At 36.8% G+C, this 22,241-nt stretch carries 20 protein-coding genes; 16 read left to right on the forward strand and 4 right to left on the reverse strand.

Annotated features, from left to right (window positions below; all coding sequences use genetic code 11):
- The first annotated feature begins 10 nt into the window (after positions 1 to 10).
- The 14 genes from ilvB (at position 11) to BM201_RS09860 (ending at position 15,190) form a co-directional block, all read left to right on the forward strand.
- A complete protein-coding gene (ilvB, locus tag BM201_RS09795) occupies positions 11 to 1,744 on the forward strand; it encodes a biosynthetic-type acetolactate synthase large subunit (RefSeq protein ID WP_092542089.1) in 1,734 nt (577 codons plus the stop codon).
- The gene (ilvN, locus tag BM201_RS09800; protein ID WP_092542091.1) at positions 1,744 to 2,283 is read left to right on the forward strand and encodes an acetolactate synthase small subunit; all 540 of its coding nucleotides are present in this window, start codon (positions 1,744 to 1,746) and stop codon (positions 2,281 to 2,283) included. The genes ilvB and ilvN overlap by 1 nt, the downstream gene beginning before the upstream one ends.
- A complete protein-coding gene (gene ilvC / locus BM201_RS09805) occupies positions 2,280 to 3,755 on the forward strand; it encodes a ketol-acid reductoisomerase (protein WP_092542093.1) in 1,476 nt (491 codons plus the stop codon). Before ilvN ends, ilvC begins: the two co-directional genes overlap by 4 nt.
- Positions 3,756 to 3,758: 3 nt before the next feature.
- Entirely contained in the window at positions 3,759 to 5,027 is a 1,269-nt protein-coding gene (ilvA, locus tag BM201_RS09810; protein WP_092542095.1) for a threonine ammonia-lyase IlvA, read from the forward strand.
- Between the two features lie 394 nt (positions 5,028 to 5,421).
- Positions 5,422 to 6,051, forward strand: a complete 630-nt coding sequence (locus tag BM201_RS09815; protein WP_092542097.1) for a GNAT family N-acetyltransferase — start codon at positions 5,422 to 5,424, stop codon at positions 6,049 to 6,051.
- A 15-nt stretch (positions 6,052 to 6,066) separates the two neighbouring features.
- Positions 6,067 to 7,248 carry an argininosuccinate synthase gene (locus tag BM201_RS09820; protein ID WP_092542099.1) on the forward strand — a complete coding sequence of 394 codons (1,182 nt, stop codon included), beginning with the start codon at positions 6,067 to 6,069 and terminating at the stop codon, positions 7,246 to 7,248.
- Positions 7,249 to 7,267: 19 nt separating this feature from the next.
- Positions 7,268 to 8,230, forward strand: a complete 963-nt coding sequence (argC, locus tag BM201_RS09825; RefSeq protein ID WP_092542101.1) for an N-acetyl-gamma-glutamyl-phosphate reductase — start codon at positions 7,268 to 7,270, stop codon at positions 8,228 to 8,230.
- Between the two features lie 23 nt (positions 8,231 to 8,253).
- A complete protein-coding gene (gene proC, locus BM201_RS09830) occupies positions 8,254 to 9,048 on the forward strand; it encodes a pyrroline-5-carboxylate reductase (protein WP_092542103.1) in 795 nt (264 codons plus the stop codon).
- A 2-nt stretch (positions 9,049 to 9,050) separates the two neighbouring features.
- Positions 9,051 to 10,190 (forward strand): aspartate aminotransferase family protein, encoded by a 1,140-nt coding sequence (locus tag BM201_RS09835; protein ID WP_092542105.1) that lies wholly within the window; start codon positions 9,051 to 9,053, stop codon positions 10,188 to 10,190.
- 115 nt (positions 10,191 to 10,305) lie between these two features.
- Positions 10,306 to 11,253, forward strand: a complete 948-nt coding sequence (locus BM201_RS09840) for an N-acetylornithine carbamoyltransferase (RefSeq protein WP_092542341.1) — start codon at positions 10,306 to 10,308, stop codon at positions 11,251 to 11,253.
- 235 nt (positions 11,254 to 11,488) lie between these two features.
- Positions 11,489 to 12,262: an acetylglutamate kinase gene (gene argB, locus BM201_RS09845; protein WP_092542107.1), complete on the forward strand. Its 774-nt coding sequence runs from the start codon at positions 11,489 to 11,491 to the stop codon at positions 12,260 to 12,262.
- Positions 12,262 to 13,329 (forward strand): M20 family metallo-hydrolase, encoded by a 1,068-nt coding sequence (locus BM201_RS09850; protein WP_092542109.1) that lies wholly within the window; start codon positions 12,262 to 12,264, stop codon positions 13,327 to 13,329. The genes argB and BM201_RS09850 overlap by 1 nt, the downstream gene beginning before the upstream one ends.
- Before the next feature lie 59 nt (positions 13,330 to 13,388).
- The gene (argH, locus tag BM201_RS09855; protein ID WP_092542111.1) at positions 13,389 to 14,663 is read left to right on the forward strand and encodes an argininosuccinate lyase; all 1,275 of its coding nucleotides are present in this window, start codon (positions 13,389 to 13,391) and stop codon (positions 14,661 to 14,663) included.
- Between the two features lie 2 nt (positions 14,664 to 14,665).
- A complete protein-coding gene (locus tag BM201_RS09860; RefSeq protein WP_217643053.1) occupies positions 14,666 to 15,190 on the forward strand; it encodes a GNAT family N-acetyltransferase in 525 nt (174 codons plus the stop codon).
- Positions 15,191 to 15,284: 94 nt separating this feature from the next.
- Here the strand turns inward: BM201_RS09860 and leuB are convergent, their stop codons facing one another.
- From leuB to BM201_RS09880, 4 genes are all read right to left on the reverse strand, one after another.
- Positions 15,285 to 16,397 (reverse strand): 3-isopropylmalate dehydrogenase, encoded by a 1,113-nt coding sequence (leuB, locus tag BM201_RS09865; protein WP_092542113.1) that lies wholly within the window; start codon positions 16,395 to 16,397, stop codon positions 15,285 to 15,287.
- 33 nt (positions 16,398 to 16,430) lie between these two features.
- A complete protein-coding gene (gene leuD, locus BM201_RS09870; protein WP_092542115.1) occupies positions 16,431 to 17,042 on the reverse strand; it encodes a 3-isopropylmalate dehydratase small subunit in 612 nt (203 codons plus the stop codon).
- Complete coding sequence (gene leuC, locus BM201_RS09875; RefSeq protein WP_092542117.1) at positions 17,042 to 18,424, reverse strand: 3-isopropylmalate dehydratase large subunit; 1,383 nt, start codon at positions 18,422 to 18,424, stop codon at positions 17,042 to 17,044. Before leuC ends, leuD begins: the two co-directional genes overlap by 1 nt.
- Positions 18,425 to 18,498: 74 nt before the next feature.
- A complete protein-coding gene (locus tag BM201_RS09880; RefSeq protein ID WP_092542119.1) occupies positions 18,499 to 19,671 on the reverse strand; it encodes a 2-isopropylmalate synthase in 1,173 nt (390 codons plus the stop codon).
- A gap of 147 nt (positions 19,672 to 19,818) precedes the next feature.
- Between BM201_RS09880 and BM201_RS09885 the strand changes: the two genes are divergently transcribed.
- Positions 19,819 to 21,363 carry a hypothetical protein gene (locus BM201_RS09885; RefSeq protein WP_092542121.1) on the forward strand — a complete coding sequence of 515 codons (1,545 nt, stop codon included), beginning with the start codon at positions 19,819 to 19,821 and terminating at the stop codon, positions 21,361 to 21,363.
- Between the two features lie 11 nt (positions 21,364 to 21,374).
- A complete protein-coding gene (locus BM201_RS09890; protein WP_092542123.1) occupies positions 21,375 to 22,241 on the forward strand; it encodes a DMT family transporter in 867 nt (288 codons plus the stop codon).

Consider the following 22,241-nt stretch of genomic DNA (forward strand, 5'->3'; position numbering starts at 1 on the left):
TTGGTGAATTATGGAAGTAAAAACAGCTAGTTTCGAAAAGACATCGGCAGATACTTCATTGACTGTTTCTGGAGCAGAAGCAGTAATTAAGTGTTTGTTAGAAGAAGGCGTAGAGACGATCTATGGCTACCCGGGCGGAGCCATTATGCCGGTGTATGATGAATTGTATAAGTACCAGGATAAAATTCACCACGTCCTTACCAGGCATGAGCAGGGCGCTACTCATGCTGCACAAGGATATGCTCGCGTAAGCGGTAAAGTAGGAGTGGCTGTGGCAACTTCTGGCCCTGGAGCAACAAATCTTGTAACAGGAATTGCAGATGCTCAAATCGACTCTACTCCTCTAGTTTGTATCACCGGGCAGGTAGGTTCTCATTTATTGGGAAGTGATGCATTTCAGGAAACTGATATTGTAGGTATTTCGACTCCAATTACTAAATGGAACTATCAGGTAACGAGAGCTGAAGAAATTCCAGAGGTGATCGCAAAAGCATTTTATATCGCAAAATCTGGGCGTCCAGGTCCTGTTTTAGTAGATATTACTAAAGATGCTCAATTTGCTTCATTAGAATTTAATTATAAAAAATGTAGCGGCATTCGCAGTTACAAACCAAATCCTGAAGTTAACCTAAGTGAGGTTCAAAAAGCAGCTGAGGTGATTAATTCAGCTAAAAAACCTATGATTGTGTTTGGTCAGGGAGTTATCCTTGGTGGTGCTGAAGAGATATTTAAGGACTTTGTCGAAAAAACAGGAATCCCTGCAGCATGGACAATTTTAGGACTTTCAGCTTTGCCAACAAAACACCCATTAAATGTTGGGATGGTGGGAATGCATGGTAATTATGCGCCAAATATCTTAACCAACGAGTGTGATGTTTTAATCGCAATAGGAATGCGATTTGACGATCGTGTAACCGGTAATTTAGATCATTATGCAAAACAGGCGAAAGTAGTGCATATGGAAATTGATCCAGCCGAGATCAATAAGAACGTTCACACCGATTTTCCAGTTCTTGGAAACGTAAATGAAACGCTTAAAGCACTTTTAGAGTTGGTAAAACCTAATGCTCATGAAGAGTGGCACAACACGTTTAAAGAACTATACAAAACTGAATATGATAAAGTTATTAGTCGTAACCTGGATGTAAATAAACAGTATATGGGAATGGCCGAGGTTATTCAGCAAATAAATATTAATACTGAAGGCAAAGCTGTAATTGTTTCTGATGTTGGTCAACATCAAATGGCGGCCTGTCGATATTCAGATTTTACACAAACCAGAAGCAATGTAACCAGTGGAGGTCTAGGAACCATGGGATTTGCCTTACCTGCAGCTATTGGTGCAAAAATGGGAAGTCCAGAGCGTGAAGTTGTTGCCATTATTGGTGACGGTGGTTATCAAATGACTATCCAGGAGCTTGGTACGATCTTTCAAACAAAAGTACCTGTTAAGATCGTGATCTTAAACAATGGATTTTTAGGAATGGTAAGACAGTGGCAACAACTGTTCTTTGATAGAAGATATGCCTCTACAGAAATGACTAATCCAGATTTTGTAACCATAGCACAGGGATATCATATCGAAGCGAAGCGCGTAACAGAGCGTTCGCAACTTAAAGATGCAATTGAAGAAATGATGGATCATGATGGTCCTTATTTCTTAGAAGTAAAAGTAGAGCAGGAAGAAAATGTTTTTCCAATGGTACCAACAGGAGCGTCAGTTTCAGATATAATTTTAGAGTAATGGAAAAGAAAAATTTCACAGTTTCGATATATACTGAAAATAACTTAGGATTGTTAAGCCGAATCGCGGCGATTTTCCTTAAAAGACATATCAATATTGAAAGCATTACAGCATCACCCAGCGAGGTGACAGAAGTAATGCGTTTTATTATTGTGGTTGAAGTTACCGAAGAACAGATCAAAAAAATAGTGGGACAGATCGAAAAACAGATCGAAGTGATCAAAGCTTTTTATCACACTGCAGAAGAAATGATCTATCAGGAAACTGCTCTATATAAGATCAAATCTTCAGAATTTTTGGACGATCTTAATGTGCAGGAATTTATTAAAGCAACAAATGCTCGTATTGTTACCGTAACACCTAAATTTTTTGTGATCGAAAAGACAGGTAAGCGCAGCGAAGTAGATGAACTTTACGAAACACTAAAGCCTTATGGTTTAATGCAGTTCGTACGTTCTGGAACAATTGCGGTTACAAAAAATGAAATGCCAATAACAGGAATCTTAGAAAAATTTAATACAACAAATTCAATATCATGACAAACTATTTTAACAGCCTTTCTTTACGAGAAAAATTAGCCCAGCTGGGGACTTGCAGGTTCATGGAACTAGATGAGTTTAGTGATGGAGTGGCTGCATTAAAAGAAAAAAAAATAGTTATTGTAGGATGCGGATCTCAAGGCCTTAATCAGGGACTAAACATGAGAGATAGCGGTCTTGATATTTCTTACGCCCTTCGAGAAGGAGCGATCAAAGAAAAAAGACAGTCTTACAAAAATGCAACTGAAAACAATTTTACAGTTGGAACTTACGAAGACTTAATTCCATCGGCAGATCTTGTGATCAACCTTACTCCAGATAAGCAACATACAGGAGTTATCAATGCGATTATGCCGCATATTAAAAAAGATGGAGTGCTTTCGTATTCTCATGGTTTTAATATTGTTGAAGAAGGGATGCAAATAAGAGAAGATATTACCGTAATTATGGTAGCTCCTAAGTGTCCTGGTAGTGAAGTTAGAGAGGAATATAAAAGAGGTTTTGGGGTACCAACTTTAATTGCAGTGCACCCAGAAAATGATCATTTAGGTATTGGTCTGGAATGGGCGAAAGCTTATGCTTATGGTACTGGTGGTCATAGAGCAGGAGTGCTTCAGTCTTCTTTTGTTGCTGAGGTAAAATCTGATCTAATGGGAGAGCAAACTATTCTTTGTGGATTGCTTCAAACAGGATCTATCTTAAGCTTTGATAAAATGGTTGCAGATGGTGTAGAGCCTTCTTATGCTGCAAAATTAATTCAGTATGGATGGGAAACTATTACAGAAGCATTAAAGCACGGTGGTATCACCAATATGATGGATCGTCTTTCTAATCCTGCAAAGATCAAAGCTTTTGAGATTTCAGAAGAATTAAAAGAAATTATGCGTCCGCTTTTTCAAAAACACATGGACGATATTATTTCTGGTGAGTTTAGTTCCAGAATGATGAAAGACTGGGCGAATGATGATAAAGAATTATTAGAGTGGAGAGCCGCTACAGGAGAAACTGCTTTCGAGAAAACCGAAGCTTCTGATGATGAAATTTCAGAACAGGAATATTTCGATAAAGGTGTGCTAATGGTAGCGATGGTAAAATCTGGTGTAGAGCTTGCTTTTGAAACTATGGTTGAAGCTGGTATTATTGCAGAATCTGCTTACTACGAATCTTTACATGAAACTCCGCTTATCGCAAATACCATTGCCAGAAAGAAATTGTTCGAAATGAACAGAATTATTTCTGATACAGCAGAATACGGTTGTTACCTTTTTGATCATTCTTGTAAGCCACTTATCAAGGATTATGTAAATGCTTTAGATAAGGACTTTATTGGTCATTCTTTTGGAACAGAAGAAACCGGAGTAGATAATCTAGAATTAATTGCAGTAAACGACGCATTAAGACAGCATCCTGTAGAAAAAGTAGGAGCTAAACTTAGAACAGCGATGACTGCAATGAAAAGAATACATGAATAATTGATGGATACTGCATTGGCACAAACATATAAACCGAGTATAGAAGCTGTTAAACAGGCATCTGAAAGAATATCTAAAGTTGTAGTTCATACTCCCTTAGCCGAATCTTTTACCTATAGTAACAGGTTTGGAGCAAATATTATGCTTAAAAGGGAAGATCTACAACAGGTTCGCTCTTACAAAATTCGTGGAGCCTACAATAAGATTTCCAGCTTGCCTAAAGATCAGCTAGAGAAAGGGGTCATTTGTGCCAGTGCGGGAAACCATGCACAAGGAGTAGCTTTTGCCTGTAATAAATTAAAAGCTAAAGGGGTAATTTATATGCCAAGCACTACACCCAGCCAAAAAGTAGCACAAACTAAAATGTTTGGTGGTGATTGGGTAGAGGTTGCTTTAGAAGGTGATACTTTCGATGATTCTTTTAAAAACGCGATGATAAGAGCAGGAGAAGATGACCTTGTTTTTATACATCCTTTTGATGATGAAAAAGTGATTGAGGGTCAGGCCACAATTGGATTAGAGATCCTTAAACAATCGGACGAGCCGATAGATTATGTATTTGCTCCTCTTGGAGGTGGAGGTTTGTTAGCCGGAGTTTCTTCGGTTTTTAAAGAATTATCTCCAAAAACAAAGATTATTGGTATAGAACCTGAAGGAGCACCATCAATGTCTGCTTCTCTAAAGGAGGGGAAATTGATAGAGCTAGAACATATTGAAAGATTTGTAGATGGCGCTGCAGTCCAAAAAGTTGGAAGTCGAAATTTTGAAATATGTAAGCAAAATTTAGATCAAATGATCACGATTCCTGAAGGGAAAATATGCCAGACGATCCTAGATCTTTACAATCAGGATGCGATCGTGGTAGAACCTGCCGGAGCGATGTCAATTTCTGTATTAGATTTTTTTGCTGAAGAAATTAAAGGTAAAAATGTGGTGTGTATCGTTAGCGGAAGCAACAACGATATTACCCGTACCGCTGAAATTAAAGAAAGAGCTTTACTTTATGCGGGTTTAAAACATTATTTTGTAGTTACTTTTCCGCAAAGAGCAGGTGCTTTAAGGGAGTTTCTTGATGAAGTTTTAGGGCCTACAGACGATATTACACATTTTGAGTATTCAAAAAAGCACGAAAGAGAAAATGGACCTGCAGTGGTAGGGATCGAGCTAAAAGATAAAGCCGATTTCGAACCGCTAATAAACAGGATGAAAGAGCGTAATTTTTATGGAAGATATCTCAATGATACACCAGATCTATTTCAGTTTATTATTTAATTGAAAAAAGTCTTTGAGAATCCGTTTATAAAATTTACATTTACGTTGTGAATACACTAAGTCAAATAATATTAAGTAATAATCGCTGCCCCTTGCGACGCATGTGGTAATAATTATATATAAATCTTCTTTTAATATTATTTGAAACTTTTATTTTGAAAAAATCTCTGAACATACAACAAATCTTAGAAAACCTTAATGAAGGTTTACAGGATTGGATTGCCCGTTTTAACAGGCCGTCAACTCCTGCAGTTGTTCTTGTTCCCGTACGCCGTCGCCGCACTCCCCGCCGCACGTAAGTGCGTGTATATTTTTATGGAACTTAGGTGAGTCCGGTTCCCCTTTCGGTCAGAATTTCAATTTATTTTTTTCAATCTTAATAATCGTTTAGCAAATGAAAATTGTCATTGCTAATAAATCTCATGCAAAATTTGCTGAGATTATCTGTACAACTATAGAAGAATCTGCCAAAATTCGTGGCACAGGAATCGCTCGTCGTACGCCAGAATATGTGATTACCAAAATGGAAAATGGTAATGCTATTATCGCTTTAGATGGTGAAAAGTTTGCCGGTTTCTGTTACATAGAAACATGGAGTCACGAGAAGTACGTAGCGAACTCTGGTTTAATTGTACATCCCGATTATAGAAATCAGGGACTGGCTAAAGATATCAAAAAAGCGGTTTTTGATTATTCCAGGAAAAAATATCCAAACGCCAAGATCTTTGGGATCACAACAGGCTTAGCCGTAATGAAAATAAATTACGAGTTGGGATATCAACCTGTCACTTTCTCTGAACTTACCGACGATGATGCCTTTTGGAAAGGTTGCCAAACCTGTAAAAATTATGATATTTTAACTCGTACCGAGCGTAAAATGTGTTTATGTACAGGTATGCTTTACGATCCTGAGAAAAAGAAAAAAGAAAAGAAAAAGCACGACCTTAACGATAAAACTTTTACCCGATTAAAGAATATTAAACAAAGCCTTTTTTATAAAAAGGAAAAAAATAAACTAGATTAAAACTTACCAATAAAAATGAAAAAAGTAGTTATTGCCTACAGCGGCGGATTAGACACCTCATATTGTGCAAAATCATTGTCTAATGAAGGTTTCGAAGTTCATGCAGTAAGCGTGAATACCGGAGGATTTTCTGAAGAAGAAGTTCAGCATATTGGAGACAATGCGAAAAAGATTGGAGCAACCACCTATAAAAATATCGACGCAGTTTCTTCATTTTATAGCAAAGTCGTTAAGTATTTGATCTTTGGTAATGTTTTAAAGAATAATACCTATCCACTTTCGGTAAGTGCAGAGCGTATCGTACAGGCCATCGAAATTATAAATTATGCCAAGGAGATTGGTGCAAAATATATCGCTCACGGAAGTACCGGTGCTGGTAACGATCAGGTAAGGTTCGATATGATCTTTCAGATCATTGCTCCAGAAATTGAAATTATCACTCCAATTAGAGATAAGCAATTAAGCCGACAGGAAGAGATCGATTATCTAAAGGCAAACGGAGTAGAAATGAACTGGGAGAAGTCTAAATATTCAGTAAACAAAGGACTTTGGGGAACCAGTGTTGGTGGTGCTGAAACTTTAACTTCTCACGAACCTTTGCCAGAATCTGCATTTCCATCACAACTTTCAGAAAAAGAAGTAGGTAAAATTAGTCTTAGTTTTACGAAAGGAGAGCTTACTGCGATTAACGATAAAGAAGATTCACCAGAAAATAACATTCAGATTCTTGAAGAGATCGCTAAAAAATATGCGATTGGAAGAGATATTCATGTTGGGGATACCATTATTGGGATTAAAGGTAGAGTAGGTTTTGAAGCTGCTTCTGCAAGTATCATTATTAAAGCGCATCATTTATTAGAAAAGCATACGCTTAGTAAATGGCAACTTCAGCATAAAGATTATGTGGCGAACTGGTACGGAACACATTTGCATGAAGGCCAATATTTAGATCCTGTAATGCGTGATTTTGAGGCTTTATTGCAAAGTTCTCAGGAGCGAGTAACCGGAAAAGTTTTTGTAAGCCTACATCCTTACCGATTTGTTTTAGACGGAATTTCATCTCCATACGATCTTATGAACAGCAATTTTGGTAATTACGGAGAAGAAAATAAAGCCTGGACAGCTAACGACGCTAAAGGATTTATCAAAATTCTATCAAACGCTGGAAAGATCTACCAGTCGGTAGAAAATAATTAATCACAAAATTAGCAAGAGCATGATCAAAGCAGGAATAATTGGAGGCGCAGGATATACAGCAGGAGAACTGGTTAGAATTTTAACGTATCACCCGCAAGTTAAACTCGATTTTGTCTATAGTACATCAAGACCAGGAACTCCGGTTTCAGGTGTGCATCAGGATCTTATCGGGGAAATCGATCTATTATTTTCAGGAGAAATAAATACTGAAGTTGATGTCGTTTTTCTATGTCTTGGGCATGGAAATTCTGTAAAGTTTTTAGCTGAAAATAAATTTTCTAAAAACACGAAAATCGTTGATTTGAGCACTGATTTTAGAATGAATGGTGATCACGATTTTGTATATGGTTTACCTGAATTTAAAAAAGATACGATCAAAACAGCGAATTTCATCGCAAATCCTGGTTGTTTTGCCACGGCTATAAGTTTGGCGATTCTTCCATTGGCAAAAGCTAAGAAAGTTGAAGACGAATGGCATGTAAATGCGGTTACCGGAGCCACCGGAGCCGGAGTATCACTTTCAGCAACCACACATTTTACATGGAGAGATAATAATTTTTCAGCTTATAAGTCTTTTGAGCATCAACATTTAAATGAAATTGGGCAAAGTTTAAAATGGTTGCAACCTGATTTTGATGCGACCGTAAATTTTATTCCGAATAGAGGAAATTTTTCCCGCGGAATACATGCAACTGCTTATACCAAATTTACTGGTAGCCTAGAAGATGCAAAAGCGATCTATATCGAACAATATAAAGACGCGGCTTTCACTTTTGTGACCGAAGAAAATATTCATCTTAAACAAGTAGTGAATACGAATAAATGTTTGCTGAAATTAGAGAAATTCGGCGATAAATTATTAATCACCAGCGTGATCGATAACTTGTTAAAAGGAGCGTCTGGACAGGCGGTACAGAATATGAATTTAATTTTTGGTTTGCCAGAAGATTCAGGATTACACCTTAAAGCCAGTTATTTCTAAATCAAATTTCTAAAACTTAAACCATGAAAATAGCCATTATCGGTGCCGGGAATTTAGGAAAGTCCATCGCAAAAGGACTTATCGTAAACAATGCCTTTACCACGCTTTACCTAACCAAAAGGAATACTGAAGCCATAAAATCTTACGAAGAATATTCTAAGGTTACGGTAACTTCAGATAACCAGGAAGCAGTTAAAAATTCAGATATTTTAATTTTTGCCGTTCAACCCCAGCAATTAGAAAGAATTCTGGAGGAAACTAAAGACCTACTGACTGATAAACACGTACTTATTTCGACAATCACAGGTTTCAAAATTGAAAGAATTGAAGCTATTATTGGCGAAGATCAGTTTATAATTCGAGCAATGCCTAATACGGCGATCGCTGTTGGAAAATCGATGACGTGTATGTGTTCTAACGAAAAAGGGGAGAAGCGCATCGCTATCGCCGAGGCTATTTTTAATCGTTTAGGAACAAGTATTATCATTAAAGAAAATAAGATGCAGGCCGCTACAGTAATTTGCGCCAGTGGTATAGCTTTTTGGATGCGTTTAATTAGAGCAACTACTCAGGGAGCGGTTCAACTTGGTTTTGATGCAAAAGATGCACAGGAACTGGCGATGAATACCTGTTTAGGAGCTGCGAGTTTACTGGTAGAATCTGGCAAACATCCAGAGGAAGAAATTGATAAAGTAACTACGCCAAAAGGGTGCACTATCGAAGGTTTGAACGAGATGGAACACAATGGTTTAAGTTCTTCTTTAATTAAAGGTTTACAGGCATCTTTCAAAAAAATAAATAACATTTCAGAACAATAAATATGGAGCTTTTCGATGTTTATCCATTATTTGATATCACTCCCGTAAAAGGCGAAGGCGCTTTTGTTTTCGATAACGACGGAAAAAAATATCTTGATCTTTACGGTGGTCACGCCGTGATTTCTATAGGACATTCGCATCCTGCTTATGTAAATGCGATCTCTAACCAGGTTCGTAATCTTGGTTTTTATTCTAATTCCATTAAAAATCCGTTGCAGTTAGAATTGGCCGAAAAACTTGGTAAATTATCCGGTTGCGAAGAATATCAGCTGTTTTTATGTAATTCCGGCGCCGAGGCTAACGAAAATGCGCTAAAAGTAGCCTCTTTTGCAACAGGGAAAGATCGTGTGATCTATTTTGATAATGCTTTCCACGGAAGAACCTCTGGAGTGGTGGCTGTTACCGATAATGAAAATATTAAAGCACCATTTAATAAAGGTCATAAAATCACCAAAATCGCCTTTAATGATCCTGAAACTTTAGCTTCGGAATTACAAAAAGGAGATGTTGCTGCCATTATTTTTGAAGTGATTCAGGGAGTTGGTGGTTTAGATGAAGCCACAACCGATTTTTACCAGCAAATTGAAAAACTGGCCAAAGAAAACGGTGCGATGATCATTGCAGACGAAGTTCAGGCTGGTTATGGTAGAACGGGCGACTTTTTTGCCTTCCAGAAGCATCATATTCATCCAGATATCATTTCTATCGCAAAAGGAATGGGAAATGGATTTCCAATAGGTGGTGTTTTGATCGATAAAAATATTGCTCCAAAATATGGAATGTTAGGAACTACTTTTGGAGGAAATCATTTAGCCTGTGCTGCAGGATTATCGGTATTAAATATTCTTGAAAAAGAAGATTTAATGCAGAATGCTTCAGCGATGTTCGATTATGTTAAAGAGCAGTCAAAAGAGATTCCGCAGATAAAAAATATAAAAGGTCGTGGATTAATGATTGGTTTAGAATTCGACTTCGAAATCGCTAATCTTAGAAAAGATTTGTTGTTTGTGCATCAAATTTTTACCGGATCTGCCGCCAACAAGAATTTACTTAGAATTTTACCACCGCTTAATATCGAGAAAAAGCATTTTGATGACTTTTTCAAAGCTTTAAAGATCAGTTTAGCAAATTTAAAAGATTAAAAATATTATGTCATTCCGTGCTCGACACGGAATCTCATCATTGTAATAAAAAAGTATTCTAATGAGATTCTGAAACAAATACAGAATGACAGGAACCAAAAACCAACTAATTTCAATGAGACATTACACAAGTGTTCACGATATCGAAAACCTTGATGAATTAATACAGGAAGCCATTCAGCTAAAAAAAGAAAATTCAGCCGCCAATTTAGGTAAAGGAAAAACTTTAGGCTTGTTGTTTTTTAATTCCAGTTTGCGTACGCGTTTAAGTACAGAAAAAGCTGGCCGACTTTTAGGAATGGAAGTGCTTACGATGAATGTTGGTGCAGATGGTTGGGCATTGGAATTTGAAGATGGAGCGGTAATGAATTCAGATAAAGCAGAGCATATTAAAGAAGCTGCTGCGGTGTTGTCGCAATATTGTGATGTGATTGGTGTACGGGCTTTTCCGGGATTAAAAGATAAGGCAAAAGATGAAGAAGAGCAGGTAATTACTGCCTTTACAAAGTTTGCAAGTGTACCGGTGGTGAATTTGGAAAGTTCTACCGGGCATCCTTTACAAGCTTTAACCGATGCGATTTCGATAACCGAATTAAAGAAAAAAGATAAATTAAAAGTCGTTTTAAGCTGGGCGCCTCATCCTAAAGCTTTGCCGCAATCTGTACCGAATTCTTTTGCTGAAATGATGCAGAAAATGGATGTGGAATTTTGTGTTGCAAATCCTGAAGGTTACGATCTAAGCGATCGCGTTTTAGATGATACTAAAGTGTATCACGATCAGGATGAAGCTTTAAAAGATGCCGATTTTGTTTACGTAAAAAATTGGAGTAGTTATGAGAAATACGGAGAAGTTTTATCTACAGATTCAAATTGGACATTTTCGAAGGAAAAATTAGCACTTACTAATGATGCGAAAGTGATGCATTGTTTACCGGTAAGACGAAATGTGGTAATTGCAGATGAGGTTTTAGATAGTGAAAATTCCGCTGTAATTCATCAGGCTAACAATAGAACTTATGCAGCTCAGGCTGTTTTAAAACGAATTCTGGAACAACTGGATTAATGCGATGATTTGTTGACGCGTTAATTTAATAATGGCATGATTTGAAAATGAGTGTCGCTTCGAGTGATTTTATTGAAGCGATAGCGTAATATAAAATTGTATCGAGAAGTCTGACCGAAAAATGAATTTTGAATTTTAAATTCGGTTAATTAAGGGATTGCATAACAAATTTTAAAAGCTGATCGCTGAAAGCTAACAGCTCATAGCCAAACACTAACTACTAATTACGAAATAAATGAAACCACTAAAAGTTGTAAAAATAGGAGGGAAATTGATTGAAGATTCCGCCAAATTCGATGAATTCCTAGAAGATTTTAAAAACCTGGAAGGACATAAAATTCTGGTGCATGGTGGTGGAAATATGGCAACTCAGATTTCAGAGAAATTAGGCTACGAAACCAAAATGGTCGATGGCCGCCGAATTACAGACGAGGATACGGTAAAAGTAATTACCATGGTTTATGGCGGATTGATAAATAAAAATATTGTTGCGAAATTACAATCGATGGATACCAATGCAATTGGGCTTTGCGGCGCCGATGGGCAAAGTATTCTTTCAGTAAAAAGACCGGTTAAAAAAATCGATTATGGCTTTGTAGGGGACATCGAAAAAGTGAATTCCCAGTTTATTGGAGCATTGCTAAATGACGGAGTAGTACCCGTTTTTTCAGCAATTTCATGTACAAAAGAAGGGGTGCTGTTAAATACAAATGCCGATTCGATTGCTTCTGAAATTGCGCGTGCAATGAGCAAATCTTATGAAACCGAGCTGTATTACTGTTTCGAAAAGCAGGGAGTGCTTGCAGATGCTTCAGATGACGAATCGGTCATTAAAGAGATAGATTTTCTTCAGTATAAAACGCTTGTAGAAAAACAGGTCATCACTGATGGAATGCTACCTAAACTTCAAAACTGTTTTGAGGCTTTAGAACAGGGTGTACATAAAATTCATCTTGGAAATCACCAATCTTTAAAAGAAAATACAACGCATACAAAAATTATTCAGTAATGGAAATTAAAGCACTTCAGCAGGAAGCACTTCAATTACTTCAAAATTTAATAGAAACGCAATCATTTTCTGGCGAAGAAGATCAAACAGCGCAGTTATTGGAGCAATGGTTTGTTCAGCATAAGATTCCGCATCAAAGACATTTAAATAATGTTTGGGCAACCAATAAAGCTTTCGATGAGGCAAAACCTACTTTGCTTTTAAACTCGCATCACGATACGGTAAAGCCAAATGCTGCGTACACCAACGATCCTTTCAAAGCGGAATTTCGCGATGGAAAACTATTTGGATTGGGGAGTAACGATGCCGGTGGTTGTTTGGTTTCATTATTGGCGACTTTTACCTGGTTTTATAATCGTGAAGATCTAAATTACAATATCATTTTTGCTGGTACTGCGGAAGAGGAAACCAACGGTAAAAACGGAATTGCCTGTATGTTGCCCATTATGCCAAAAGTAGATGTGGCGATTGTTGGTGAACCAACGCTGATGGATCTGGCAGTTGCAGAAAAAGGTTTGGTTGTTTTTGATGCGGTGGTAAAAGGAACACCATCACATGCAGCGCATCCTAATAATGACAATGCCATCTATAAAACTGCGGAAGTTTTAAAATGGTTTGAAGCGATTAAATTTCCTGAAGTTTCTAAGCAATTAGGCGAAGTGAAATTAACCGTAACCCAGATTAATGCCGGGACGCAACATAATGTAGTTCCTGCAAAGGTAGATTTGGTGATCGATGTGCGTGTGAACGATTGTTATTCTAATCAGGATATTAGTAATTTTTTACAGGAGAATGCTCCAGTAGATAGTATCGAGCCAAGATCGCTACGATTAAATTCATCTAATATTCCCTTAGATCATGATTTAGTGAAAGCAGGATTAGAATTGGGAATGAAAACTTATGGTTCGCCAACATTGTCTGACCAGGCGATGCTAAAATGTTCTTCGTTAAAGTTAGGGCCTGGAGATAGCACAAGATCACATTCTGCAGACGAATTTATTTACGTGAACGAAGTAGAAGAAGGAATAGAAAAATATATTGCCTTGTTAGAAAAGGCGTTAAGATAAGATCAATCAAACCTCGCGGGGTTTTAAAACCTCTGAGGTTTAAAAAATAAGACATCATAATGAAACTTTGGGATAAAGGAATAAGCATCGATAAAAAAATTGAAAAGTTTACGGTTGGTAACGATCGTGAACTGGATATGTATCTTGCTGAATATGATATTACAGCTTCTAAAGCACATGCTAAAATGCTTGGAGAGATCGGGATTTTAGAGAAAAATGAAGTGCCGGCTTTATTAACCGAATTAGAGAAACTTCAAAAACAAGTTGAAAACAACGAATTTGTGATCGAGGAAGAATTTGAAGATGTACATTCTAAAATCGAATTTGAGCTGACCAAAGTTTTAGGCGATGCAGGTAAGAAAATCCATACAGCAAGATCTCGAAACGATCAGGTTTTGGTAGCGATGCAATTATATTTCAAGGAAAATTTAATCGAAATTCGTCAAAAAACAGAAGGATTAATAGACATCCTTTTAGGCCTTGCAGAGCAATACAAAGATAAATTGCTTCCCGGTTATACACATTTACAGGTAGCGATGCCATCTTCTTTTGGGTTGTGGTTTTCCGCCTATGCTGAAATTCTTATAGATGATCTTTTTCAGTTAGATGCCGCTCTAAAAGTAGCCGATCAAAATCCGTTAGGTTCAGCGGCGGGTTATGGTTCATCTTTTCCGATAGATCGTGAATTTACCACAAAAGAATTGGGCTTTAAAACCTTAAAATACAACTCGGTTGCCGCTCAAATGAGTCGAGGAAAATGTGAGCGTACGGTAACGTCAGCAATTGCTGGATTAGCCAATACATTGGCACGTTTTTCAATGGATATTTGCTTGTATATGAGTCAGAATTTCGGTTTTATCAGTTTTCCTGATGAATTAACTACCGGAAGCTCGATCATGCCGCATAAAAAGAATCCAGATGTTTTTGAATTAATTCGTGGGAAATCTAATAAACTTCAGGCGATTTCAACAGAAATGGTTTTAATCACTAACAATCTGCCAAGTGGTTATCATAGGGATTATCAGTTAATCAAAGAAAACAGTATAACTTCCGTAGAAGGAATAAAAGAGATTCTGGATATATTCTCCTATTCAATTTCGCAGATCATCGTTAAAGATATCGATCTTAATGACGAGAAATATAAATACCTGTTTACGGTAGATAGTATAAATGACCTGGTAATTGATGGTGCTAGTTTTAGAGATGCTTATAAAGAAATAGGAGGGCAGGTTCAAAGTGGAACTTATAAACCGGGAGAAGGCAGAAAACACAGTCATTTGGGAAGCAAGGATAATTTAGCTTTAGATAAAATTGCAGCCAAGAAAAAGCTTTAAAATTGATCGATTTTAGCCTTCAGTTAGCCAACGAAAAGATTCTTTTAAGACCTATGGAATCTGAAGATTTTGATGAAATTTCAAAACTGACTCAGGATTCAGTAATGTGGTTTTATTTTACCTCAGATTTATCGAATCTTGAGGTTTTGAGAAATTGGATCGATTCAGCAGTAATAGACCGGAAGAATAAGAAGCGATTGGCTTTTGTGATTATTGAAAAAGTTTCGGGAAAAATTATAGGCTCTACAAGTTTTGGGAATTATTCTGAAAGGGATAAGCGTATCGAAATTGGCTGGACCTGGCTGGGGAAAGATTTTCAGGGAAACGGATATAATACTCAGGCAAAAGAATTATTGCTAAACTATTGTTTTGAAGTTTTAGAGTTAGAGCGGGTAGAAGCAAAAACAGATGTCTTGAACAAAAGCGGCCAGAAAGTCTTTACTGAAATCTGGTTTTACAGAAGAAGGCATTTTGCGAAGTCATACACTTATGACGAACAGTCGCCGTCGCAATACGATTTATTTTAGTGTCTTAAAAAGTGAATATTTTGCATAAAAAAAGGAGCTGAAATTCGATAATTTCAGCTCCTTTTTAAATATATAATTAAGATTAAAGCTCTAATTAAATAATGGTCATTTGACCAAAATTCAGGTTTTCGTCGTTGATATTATTTTCAGATTCGCTTATCAATCCTTCTAGGAAATCTCCAACTTTTTCAGTGCTGTAAGGATTATCTTTATTAATATCTTCAGTACATACATTTAATTTAATACTTGTAGCCACTGCCTTTCTAATCACATCACCTTCTTCCACAAGACCAAAATGATCTAATAACATTGCTGCGGAAAGGATCGATGCTACAGGATTGGCAATTCCTTTACCGGTAGCTTGTGGATAAGAACCGTGAATTGGCTCGAACATCGCATTATCGCCACCAACCGAAGCTGAAGCTAATAAGCCGATACTTCCACCAATAACACTGGCTTCATCTGAAATAATATCACCAAACATATTTTCTGTAAGAATTACATCAAATTGTTTAGGGTTTAAGATCATTTGCATGGCAGCATTATCAACGAATAAGAAATCTAATGCTACATCCTGATAATCTTCAGCAATTTTCTTAACCGTTTTTCTCCAAAGTCTGGAAGTTTCTAAAACATTGGCTTTATCAACCAAAGTCAGTTTTTTACGACGTTGCTGTGCTGCTTTAAAAGCCAAATGCGCCATTCTTTCGATTTCTTCAACAGAATAGGTGCAAATATCTGTAGCGCTTTGTCCGTCTTCGCTTGTGCTTTTTTCACCAAAATAAATTCCGCCAGTCAGTTCTCTAAAGATTGTTAGATCTGCACCCTGAATTCTCTCAGGTCGAAGTGGCGACTGATCGATCAATTTGGCATAAGTAGTTACCGGGCGAATATTGGCAAAAAGGCCAAGTTCCTTTCTAAGTTTTAGAAGTCCTTGTTCTGGTCTTACTTTTGCATCTGGATTGTTGTCGTATTTAGGATGCCCAATCGCACCAAATAAAACAGCATTTGATTTTTTACAAAGATCTAAAGTAGCTTCTGGAAGCGGATTGTCTAAAAGATCTATTGCAGCAGCACCTACGATAGCATCTTCGAATTCAAATTCGTGATCAAAACGATCTGCGATAGCTTTAAGTACTTTTATAGATTGCTGAGTGATTTCTGGACCAATTCCGTCTCCGGCTAATACGGCTATTTTTAATTTCATAATATTTCTTCTCTAAAAGTTTTAGATTCAGATTTACTGAATCGCAGCTTCACGCATTTGCGTTTGTTTCTCTTCAAATTTCTTAATGGCATCTAATTTACTCACTAAAAAATCGATATCATCAAAACCATTAATTAAACACGTCTTTTTATAAGGATCGATGGCAAAATTTTCAGATTTACCACTGCTTATAATTTCTATCTTCTGGTTTTTAAGATCAACTTTAAAGCTTTCTTTGTTGTCTTTTCGAATTGCAAGAAAGAGTTCATCTAAAAATTCAGGAGAAACCTGAACAGGCAATAAACCATTATTTAATGCATTTCCTTTAAAAATATCTGCAAAGTAACTGGAAACAACTACTTTAAAACCATAAGCTTTTAAAGCCCATGCTGCATGTTCTCTACTGGAACCACAACCAAAGTTGTTTCCTGCGATTAAAATTGAACCTGTATATTGATCTTGGTTTAAAGTAAAATCCTCTACCGGTTTTCCTTCTTTATCAAAGCGCCAGTCTTTAAAAAGATTTTCTCCAAACCCCGCTTTATCGGTTGCCTTAAGGAAACGTGCAGGGATAATTTGATCTGTATCTATATTTTCGACCTCTAATGGGACGGCTGTATCTTGTAATGTGGTGAATTTTTTCATTAATTCAAACTTTTTGTAAAGTCGGTTATTTTTCCGGCTACGGCTGTTGCTGCTGCGGTTAGCGGGCTTGCCAAGATCGTTCTTGAACCTTGTCCCTGTCTACCCTCAAAATTACGGTTACTGGTAGAAACGCAATATTCTCCTTCCGGAATTTTATCATCGTTCATTGCTAAACAAGCGGAACAACCTGGTTGCCTCAATCTAAATCCAGCTTCTTCAAAAACTTTATCCAGGCCTTCTTCCTGAATTTGAGCAGCAACCTGTCTACTTCCAGGAACAATCAAAGCATTTACATTTTCTGCTTTTTTCTTCCCTTTAATATAACTGGCAGCCATTCTGAAATCTTCGATACGGCTATTGGTACAACTACCAATAAAGATATAATTAATTGGCTTATCAATTAAACTCTCACCTGGTTTAAAGCCCATATAACTTAAAGCTTTCGCATCACTTTTACCTCCTTCAACAGGTATTGCTCCGGTGATTTTAATTCCCATTCCCGGGTTGGTTCCGTAGGTGATCATTGGTTCGATATCTTCAGCATCAAAAGAATATTCCTGGTCAAACTCGGCACCATCATCGGTTCTTAAAGTTTCCCAGTAGGCTTTCAGTTTATCAAATTCTTCACCTTTAGGAGCAAATTCTCTTCCTTCAACATAATCGTAAGTGGTTTGATCTGGCGCTATAAGTCCGCCACGAGCTCCCATTTCAATACTCATATTACAAACCGTCATACGGCCTTCCATAGACATGTTTTCAAAAACATCTCCGGCATATTCACAAAAATAACCAGTACCTGAATTTGTTCCCAGTTTACTAATTACATAAAGAATAACATCTTTTGGCGTTACTCCTTTCTTAAGATCACCATTTACATTTACGCGTAATCTTTTCGGTTTTTCTACCAATAAACATTGAGAAGCAAAAACCTGAGTTACCTGGCTGGTACCAATCCCAAAGGCGATAGCACCAAAAGCACCATGCGTGGAAGTATGGCTATCTCCACAAACCATAGTTTTTCCTGGTTGTGTAATACCAAGTTCTGGAGCCATTACGTGAACGATGCCGTTATATGGATGTCCTAAACCGTAAAGTGTAATATTATTTTCTTCGCAATTTTGCGATAATTCTTTCAATTGTTTTCTAGACAGTAAATCCTTTACGGGTAGATGCTGATTTTCTGTAGGCGTGTTATGATCTGCAGTCGCAACGATCTTATTAGGACGAAAAACAGGAATTTCACGCTCTTTTAGTTCGTTAAAAGCCTGCGGACTAGTAACCTCGTGAATTAAGTGTTGATCGATATATAAAATATCCGGACCATCCGGAATAGACTCTACCACGTGGGCATCCCAAATTTTATCGAAAAGGGTCTTTTTCATTTATTTAAATTTTAAAACACAGCGCAAGGGCTGTGTTAATATAAGCTTCAAAAACGAAACCTAAAATAATATCGTTAAGCGATTGCTTTCATTTTCTTTTTAGAGATCTCCATGATCTCGTGAATATCGTTATCTAGCACTTCTTTCTTCATATCTGCATAATTAAGAAATTCGGCATAAACAGTATCCAATTCTAATTTTGTAAGATTATAACCTACTTTTTTAGCTTTATAAGCTAAAGCCGCACGACCACTACGAGCCGTTAAAACAATAGCAGATTCTGTTACCCCAACATCAGCAGGATCGATAATCTCGTAGGTTTCACGATTTTTGATCACGCCGTCCTGATGAATTCCAGAGCTATGAGCAAAAGCATTTGCTCCTACGATTGCTTTATTTGGCTGTACAAACATTCCCATTTCTCTGGAAACCATTTTACTTAATTCGAAAAGTAATTTTGGATTAATGTCTGTATTTAAGTTTAAAGTTGGGTGTTGGCGAAGAATCATTACTACTTCTTCTAAAGCTGTATTGCCCGCACGTTCACCAATCCCGTTAATTGTACACTCGATTTGACGAGCTCCGTTAGCTACACCGGCGATTGCATTTGCCGTAGCTAAGCCAAGATCATTGTGGCAGTGACAAGAAATGGTAACATTATCGATACCTACAACATGATCTTTTAAATATTTAATTTTTTTACCGTATTCTTCAGGAAGACAATATCCTGTAGTATCTGGAATATTTAAAACTGTAGCCCCTACGTTGACGACCTCTTGGCAGACCTGTGCTAAAAAGTCATTGTCGGTTCTCCCGGCATCTTCAGCATAAAATTCAACATCATCAGCAAAATTCTTAGCGTAAGCAACTGCGTTAACTGCACGCTCGATAATTTGCTCACGAGTCGCGTTAAACTTGTATTTGATATGAGAATCTGAAGTTCCTATACCAGTATGAATACGAGGTTTTTTAGCGTACTTTAAAGCTTCAGCAGCAACTTCGATATCTTTTTTAACAGCTCTGGTGAGTCCACAAACGGCAGCGTTTTTTGCGATTTTTGAAATTTCGGTAACAGATTTAAAATCACCGGGACTCGATACAGGAAATCCGGCTTCTATAACATCTACACCCAGTTCATCTAATCTTGCCGCAATCTTTACCTTTTGTTCTGTATTTAATTTACACCCGGGAACTTGTTCACCGTCTCTCAAAGTTGTGTCAAAAATTTCTACCTTTTCTGCGCTCATAAGAGTTTTTTTTTGCTTTATCTTTAACTAAAGTATAATAAAGCCTATTGCTGGCGTAGTGAGCGCACTAAAGTGTTACGATAATTAAATTAGTTATATTTTTGTAATATATCTGATTTTCAGTTACTTAAAAAGTATCTTGTTACAATGACCAACGATTTAACGGATAACCTATTTTCTTTAATTAAATCACTTTCTCCTTCAGAAAAAAGACAATTTTCGCTGTATGTTGGAAGAATTGGAGTGAATTCAGACAGTAAATTTCTTAACCTGTTTAAGATTTTAAGCAAGCAAAAGAAGTACGATGAAGAATTAGTGCTTAAAAACACCAATATCACCAAGCAGCAATTATCAAATATTAAGGCGCATCTTTATAAACAGATCTTAATTAGTTTAAGGCTGAATCCTGCTCACCAGAGCATTCCTATACAGATACGAGAGCAACTGGATTTCGCTATTATTTTATACCGAAAAGGGCTTTATAAACAAAGTTTAAAACTTTTGGATAAAACTAAAGCTACCGCTTTGGCCTATGAAGAGAAAAATTTAGCTTACGAGATCCTGGAACTCGAGAAGATCATCGAATCGCAATATATTACTCGAAGTATTGAAAACAGGGCTGAAATTTTAATAAAACAAACCGAAGAACTTACCAAGCTTAACCAGATTTCGAGTAAGTTATCTAATTTATCGCTTCAGTTATATGGAATTTTTCTGAAAATGGGATATGCCCGTACTGAAGAAGAAGCTATTGCTATCCATGATTATTTTGAAACCAATTTACCAGAATATGAGTTTGCAGACCTGGGTTTCAAAGAGAAATTATGGCTTTTTCAGGCACATTTATGGTATAGTTTTATCACACAAAATTTCCTGAATGCATTTCGATATTCTTCAAAATGGATCGATCTTTTTAACGAAAATGACCATCTAATTTCGGTGCATCCAGTATTTTATTTAAAGGGGAATCATTATTTATTAGAGTCTTTATTCTATTTAAATCACACGGTCACTTTCGAGAAAGTGCTGCATCGTTTTGAAGATACGCTTAAGAATCCAAAAATTCCTGATGACGATAATATCGCCTCGCTTTCCTTTCTTTATTTGTACGCAAATAAGCTCAACTTAAGGTTTATGAAAGGCGAATTTCACGGTGGTGAAGGCCTGGTAGAAAAGATCGATCAAAAAATTAAGCGCTATAAAGGAAAGATCGACGAGCATCATATTATGGTATTTTATTATAAGATCGCTTCACTTTATTTTGGGGACGGAAACAATAAAAAATGTATTCAATATCTAGGGAAGATCATTCAGAATAAATCTTTAGAAATGCGTGAAGATCTTATGTGTTTTTCAAGGATTCTAAGTCTTGTGGCGCATTACGAAGCAGGAATGGATTATCATTTAGAACGACTTATTAAATCTACTTATAAGTTTTTGATCAGGATGAACGATTTGCACGAGGTTCAAAAGGAAATGATTAAATTTTTAAGAAATCTTCCAGATGTTAGTCCGTTAGATATAAAAGACGAGTTTAGAAAACTCCATGCAACACTAAAACAATACGAAGATCACCCATTTGAGCGTCGTGCTTTCTTGTATCTAGATATTATTTCCTGGTTAGAAAGTAAGATCGATAATCGCCCGGTTGCCGATGTGATCAAAGAGAAAGTAAACGAATACGCACGCTAAAAAGCAATAATTTGGTTGAAGAAAGAGCCGATTTAAAACATATCTTAAAGTTAAACCTGGCGGTTATAATTATTAGTACATCGGGAACTCTTGGACGCTATATAGAACTGAGTCCGTTTTTGATTATTTTCCTGCGATCTTTTATAGCTATTTGGGCCTTGCTTATTTTTTGCAAGATCAAAGGATTAAAACTGAATTTTTCAAACAAAAAAGATCTTCTAAAAGTTCTTTTCGCCGGTGTTTTAATGTGTGCGCACTGGCTTACCTATTTTCAATCGCTTAAATTATCCAGTGTGGCTATAGGGATGCTTTCGATTTATACTTATCCGGTAATTACTACATTTTTAGAACCACTGATCCGTAAAACCGGTTTCAATAAAATACATCTGTTCTTAGGGATTTTGGTCTTATTTGGAGTCTATTTTTTGGTACCAGAATTTAGTTTAGATAATCAACAAACTATCGCAGTATGTTTTGGTGTAGGATCGGCATTTTTATATTCACTTCGGAATATCTTAATGAAACAGCAGGCTTCAAAATATAACGGATCTGTTTTGATGTTATTTCAAATGTTTGTGGTAAGCACGCTTTTGATTCCGGTGTTGTTCTTTTTTGATTTATCGGTCATTCCATCGCAATTAGCCCCGGTTTTGGTGTTGGGATTATTAACAACATCCGTTGGGCATACGCTTTTAGTGAGCAGTTTTAAGTATTTTTCAGCAACAACCGCAAGTATTATCAGTAGCGCACAGCCTATCTACGGAATTTTACTCGGTTATTTTATTCTGAATGAAGTTCCGTCGATAAATACTGTGATTGGCGGACTATTAATCGCGACCGCTGTTTTTACTGAAATTTTTAGAAGTTTTAAAAAGTAA

It is taken from the genome of Zunongwangia mangrovi, from assembly GCF_900112105.1.
Lineage (GTDB): Bacteria > Bacteroidota > Bacteroidia > Flavobacteriales > Flavobacteriaceae > Zunongwangia > Zunongwangia mangrovi.

Coding starts and splice junctions, on each gene's coding strand:
- ilvB (WP_092542089.1), top strand. CDS start 11: ATGGAAGTAAAAACAGCTAGTTTCGAAAAGACATCGGCAGATACTTCA.
- ilvN (WP_092542091.1), top strand. CDS start 1,744: ATGGAAAAGAAAAATTTCACAGTTTCGATATATACTGAAAATAACTTA.
- ilvC (WP_092542093.1), top strand. CDS start 2,280: ATGACAAACTATTTTAACAGCCTTTCTTTACGAGAAAAATTAGCCCAG.
- ilvA (WP_092542095.1), top strand. CDS start 3,759: ATGGATACTGCATTGGCACAAACATATAAACCGAGTATAGAAGCTGTT.
- BM201_RS09815 (WP_092542097.1), top strand. CDS start 5,422: ATGAAAATTGTCATTGCTAATAAATCTCATGCAAAATTTGCTGAGATT.
- BM201_RS09820 (WP_092542099.1), top strand. CDS start 6,067: ATGAAAAAAGTAGTTATTGCCTACAGCGGCGGATTAGACACCTCATAT.
- argC (WP_092542101.1), top strand. CDS start 7,268: ATGATCAAAGCAGGAATAATTGGAGGCGCAGGATATACAGCAGGAGAA.
- proC (WP_092542103.1), top strand. CDS start 8,254: ATGAAAATAGCCATTATCGGTGCCGGGAATTTAGGAAAGTCCATCGCA.
- BM201_RS09835 (WP_092542105.1), top strand. CDS start 9,051: ATGGAGCTTTTCGATGTTTATCCATTATTTGATATCACTCCCGTAAAA.
- BM201_RS09840 (WP_092542341.1), top strand. CDS start 10,306: ATGAGACATTACACAAGTGTTCACGATATCGAAAACCTTGATGAATTA.
- argB (WP_092542107.1), top strand. CDS start 11,489: ATGAAACCACTAAAAGTTGTAAAAATAGGAGGGAAATTGATTGAAGAT.
- BM201_RS09850 (WP_092542109.1), top strand. CDS start 12,262: ATGGAAATTAAAGCACTTCAGCAGGAAGCACTTCAATTACTTCAAAAT.
- argH (WP_092542111.1), top strand. CDS start 13,389: ATGAAACTTTGGGATAAAGGAATAAGCATCGATAAAAAAATTGAAAAG.
- leuB (WP_092542113.1), bottom strand. CDS start 16,397: ATGAAATTAAAAATAGCCGTATTAGCCGGAGACGGAATTGGTCCAGAA.
- leuD (WP_092542115.1), bottom strand. CDS start 17,042: ATGAAAAAATTCACCACATTACAAGATACAGCCGTCCCATTAGAGGTC.
- leuC (WP_092542117.1), bottom strand. CDS start 18,424: ATGAAAAAGACCCTTTTCGATAAAATTTGGGATGCCCACGTGGTAGAG.
- BM201_RS09880 (WP_092542119.1), bottom strand. CDS start 19,671: ATGAGCGCAGAAAAGGTAGAAATTTTTGACACAACTTTGAGAGACGGT.
- BM201_RS09885 (WP_092542121.1), top strand. CDS start 19,819: ATGACCAACGATTTAACGGATAACCTATTTTCTTTAATTAAATCACTT.